Source organism: Castellaniella sp. (assembly GCF_034007085.1).
In the GTDB taxonomy this organism is placed as follows: Bacteria; Pseudomonadota; Gammaproteobacteria; order Burkholderiales; family Burkholderiaceae_B; genus Castellaniella.
This window is the reverse complement of the sequence record NZ_JAVERO010000168.1, coordinates 1-3792: the sequence shown is the minus strand read 5'-3', so window position 1 is coordinate 3792 and position 3792 is coordinate 1. Positions and strand designations below refer to the sequence as shown.

Genomic DNA, 3792 nt, shown 5'->3' with positions numbered 1-3792 from the left:
CGCTCCATCAACGCGCCCATTCCATGATCAAAGGCGCCGACCCCAGGCAGCACCAACGCTTGCGCCCCACGCACATCTTCCGGTGTCGATACGCGATTGGCCGAAGCTCCGGCCTTCTCCAACATGCGAATGACGGAACGGATGTTGCCGCAACCATAATCAAGCACAGAAATGATTTTCACGGCTTGCAATCCACGCCAGATTCATTCGTCTCCGACTCCCGCTGCAAATCCTCGATTTCCTTCCTCAACAATTCATATTCCCGCATCTTGATCTTCAGGAAACTGCGCGTCAGATCCGCCTTGGCGGCAATTCCCGCAGGAGTCAGCAGATAGACATAGCCCAGCTTGTTGTCGTTGTTGCGGAAATTCCGCATCTTGATCAAGCCCTTGTCCAGCAAGGCACGCATGCAGTAATTGGTCTTGCCCAGGCTGATACCCAGCGCCTGAGACAGATCACGCTGGCTCAACCCTGGGTCAGCTTCCAGCAAACGCAGAACCTTCAGATGGTGTTCTTCGTAGACGACGTCAGTCATTTTTTCAGGAACGGATGGTAATCACCCGTTAATGCGGCCAAGGACGCATTGCGGATGGTGGATACGGTCTCGATGGCCACGCGATTCTCCTCCAACCCGAAACCTCGGCCAGCGAGGATCTCCTCGTAGCTGCGCGTATGCAGATCGGTGAAGCCGCCGGAAAATTCGATTTCCTGGCCGTCCACGGTGATGGACCGGTAGGTGCGTTGCCCAATCGCCTTTTGCGCATCAGGCACGTCGTTGTAGTCCACGGACAGGAACCAGCGCACTCGCGCACGCTCGTACTCCAGGTAGCCACCTGCGTAGGTTTCCGCATTGGCATGCACCACATTGGCCTGCAACGCGCCAAAGATGTAGTGCAGCATGTCGAAAAAGTGCACGCCAATATTGGTGGCAATGCCACCGGATTTCTTCACGTCGCCCTTCCAGGACTGCAGATACCAGTGCCCACGGGACGTGATGTAGGTCAGGTCTACCTCGTGCTTGGTGTCTTTTTTCTGCGCTGCCACCTGCTCACGCAACGCCATGATGGCGGGATGCACGCGTAATTGCAGAATCGTATTGACCTTGTGGCCCGTATCACGTTCGATTTCCTGCAAGCCATCGATGTTCCAGGGATTCAATACCAGCGGTTTTTCACAGATGGCGTCCGCGCCGGACCGCAGGGCAAAACGCATGTGCGAATCATGCAGGTAATTGGGGGAACAGATGGAGACATAATCGATGCGCTGGTCATCCCCTGCGCGGCGCATTTTGTCCACATGGCGGTCAAACCGTTCAAACTCGGTGAAGAACTCCGCATCCGGAAAGTGGCTGTCGATGATGCCCACGGAATCATTGGGATCCAGAGCAGCGACCAGCCGGTTGCCGGTGTCCTTGATGGCTTTCATGTGACGCGGGGCGATGTAGCCGGCGACGCCGATCAGGGCGAAGTTTTTCATGTTTCTCTTTTTTGGTTGGATGAAAAGGAGTGAAAAGCGGCCTGCAGGGGTCGCATCAGGGTGCGTGGCGTCCGGATAGCCGCCAGTTATCGAGTTGACGATGCTCGACGGCATTCATGGTCGCGTAAAAGGAGGAATTCTGTATCTGGTAATAGACGACTTCTCTGCTGACACGATGGCTGGCCTCAAGCCGATCGGCCGCCCTGGGCAGATCATCATGGCCCCTGCAGACCTGCGCAGCATGTTCCCTGGGCAGCAGCAACTCTGCAGCAAAAGCATTAGCGCGCTTTTCCGCCAGCGGAGAAACCTGGCCGCCCAACACCTCCACGACCGGCAAGGCATTGCGCCGGTCGATCAGCAGGTGGCAGATTTCGTGCGCCAACGCCGTCCTGAAGCCGTTCTGTGTCGATGCCCTGGAGTGCGCATGCTCATTCCAAAGCACATGCGGCCCCCGAGCGGCGCCCCAGACAGCGACAGCATCGATGCTGCCCTCGATTCGCACGGCTTCAACCCCCACTTGCCAGCGCGACAGGATATCCCTGGGATTGATGGCCTGTTCAGGTGTATAGCCCAGATGCTTTCGTAGCCAATTGGCCAGGTCGTAGCCCTGATGCCAGGGATGGTCGTCGGCATTGATGATCTGGCAGGCCAGATCAGCCAGGCGGTCAAGTTCCGGTGTGGCCGCCCGCGGCACACCGCGCAACACATCCAGCAGTTGCCGCTGTGCAGTCCAATCCAGGCAGTTACGCGTCATGCGCGCCGCCATCAGCAATTCGCCCGGCTGGAAGTCGCTGGCCGCCGCATCGCCCAGTTCAAAGAATGAAGCCGCATCGCTGGCCTGAGCCTCTGCACTGGTCGCGGACAGGATCTGCTCGATTTCATCGGGCGCCAGCCCAGTGATCAGGCTGATGGCATGCTCCCGCACTCGATCCAGGCGGCTCTGCCAGCATGCGACGGCATGCCGGCTGCGCGGATGTTCAGCATCCTGCAATTGAGCGGTAATCCAGTCCCCCAAGGCAGTCAGCGCCCGCATGACCGAACCGTGCGATACACGCACCGGACGTTCAACGGCAGGGGACCACAGCAGACAATCCCTGCCTTCTTTCAAGACCCAGAGCGGCGGCACATGCAGCCCCCGCAACAGCAACGACAAGTCATGTCGCTGCCGATAGTCGTACAGAATGTCGGCCTCGAGCTCCGACTGGGGCGCCGGGACGTCCTCCCGCCATCGGCGTTCGGCTTCGGCCCAGAGATTCCCCGGATGTTCCGGATTGACAGGTACAGGATAGCCCTCTTCCAGCAGGAGCCAGGGCCAGACCCGTCCCAGTCCCTGCAATAAATCCACCAAGGTCCAGATCAGTCGGCCAGAAGGGTTTTCCGGGGTCGCCTCTGCGCACCAGACAAGCTGCCCGCCCAGCGATGCGGAAAACGCGGTCCAGGCCAAGTCTTCCGCATGTTGCGCAGAACGAGGCAAGGAATCGAGTTGGAACTCCAGCCCGCGCGAATCGCCTAACCGTACTGTGTCAGCCATGATTCGAACGCTTTGAGATAGCCTTCCTGCTCGGCGCGCGATCGAAGCTCGCGCAGAATTCTGGGCGGCAAGGCTGGACGCCCTTGCCTGCCACACCAGGGGTAACCGTGAAACGAGACGCCGGGCCGTGTTGGCGCGGCTTCGTAAATCACACCACGATACACCGCGTAGACATGCTCTGGTTCCTGAGTGCCGGGCGCATGATAGACAAGGCCGCTGCGCAATAAAGCGACTGCACAGGCATCCGTAATGGATGCAGCGCATTTGCCTACCATAGCCTCACCATTCCCAACGAATCCGGCCTGATCTTGCGACCAGCAATGTTTATGGCGACCATCGCCGCGTTCATACATCCAGTTTTCTTGGTGAGTCATGTCATCGTTTGCTCAACCGGCAGATCATCAATCCTAGTGATGAACAGCATGGAAAGCCAATCTGCTGAGCAAAAAATGTCCTGTTCGACAAGCTACGAGGTTTACGCCGACTGGCATTGCGCCACCGCATCCACAACGCGCCTGATAGCCGCCTCGTCCAGATACGGATGCATCGGCAAACTCATGACACGTTCAGCCACGGCATCGCCGATCGGCAGCGAGGCGCCTGCATCGGCCACGGCGGGCTGGCGATTCAGGGGGATGGGGTAATGGACGGCGGTGGGGATGCCGGCGTCCTTCAGCGCGGCCTGCACGGCGTCGCGCCCATCGATCTGCACGGTGTACTGCGCCCAGGCGCAGACGTTGTGGGCTTCGATGACCGGGGTGGCCTGGATGCCGGCCGTATTGAAC

4 protein-coding genes and 1 pseudogene are annotated in these 3792 nt (G+C 59.0%); all 5 read right to left on the bottom strand.

Features of this window, described 5'->3' with window-relative positions; translation table 11 throughout:
* Positions 1 to 182, bottom strand: a pseudogene (gene hisH, locus RBR29_RS11045) (imidazole glycerol phosphate synthase subunit HisH); the annotation flags it as partial.
* Positions 179 to 535 (bottom strand): MarR family EPS-associated transcriptional regulator, encoded by a 357-nt coding sequence (locus RBR29_RS11040; protein ID WP_320349274.1) that lies wholly within the window; start codon positions 533 to 535, stop codon positions 179 to 181. The gene RBR29_RS11040 and the pseudogene hisH, both read right to left, overlap by 4 nt.
* A complete protein-coding gene (locus RBR29_RS11035; protein ID WP_320349273.1) occupies positions 532 to 1476 on the bottom strand; it encodes a Gfo/Idh/MocA family oxidoreductase in 945 nt (314 codons plus the stop codon). The genes RBR29_RS11040 and RBR29_RS11035 overlap by 4 nt, the downstream gene beginning before the upstream one ends.
* A 55-nt stretch (positions 1477 to 1531) precedes the next feature.
* Positions 1532 to 3271 carry an ImmA/IrrE family metallo-endopeptidase gene (locus RBR29_RS11030; protein ID WP_320349272.1) on the bottom strand — a complete coding sequence of 580 codons (1740 nt, stop codon included), beginning with the start codon at positions 3269 to 3271 and terminating at the stop codon, positions 1532 to 1534.
* A gap of 211 nt (positions 3272 to 3482) precedes the next feature.
* Positions 3483 to 3792, bottom strand: a 310-nt coding sequence (locus RBR29_RS11025; RefSeq protein ID WP_320349271.1) for a DegT/DnrJ/EryC1/StrS family aminotransferase, incomplete at its 5' end; no start/stop codon positions are given.

Excerpts from the sequence above, each read along its gene's own strand:
- RBR29_RS11035 (WP_320349273.1), bottom strand. The coding sequence starts at position 1,476 with ATGAAAAACTTCGCCCTGATCGGCGTCGCCGGCTACATCGCCCCGCGT.
- RBR29_RS11040 (WP_320349274.1), bottom strand. The coding sequence starts at position 535 with ATGACTGACGTCGTCTACGAAGAACACCATCTGAAGGTTCTGCGTTTG.
- RBR29_RS11030 (WP_320349272.1), bottom strand. The coding sequence starts at position 3,271 with ATGCGCTGCATCCATTACGGATGCCTGTGCAGTCGCTTTATTGCGCAG.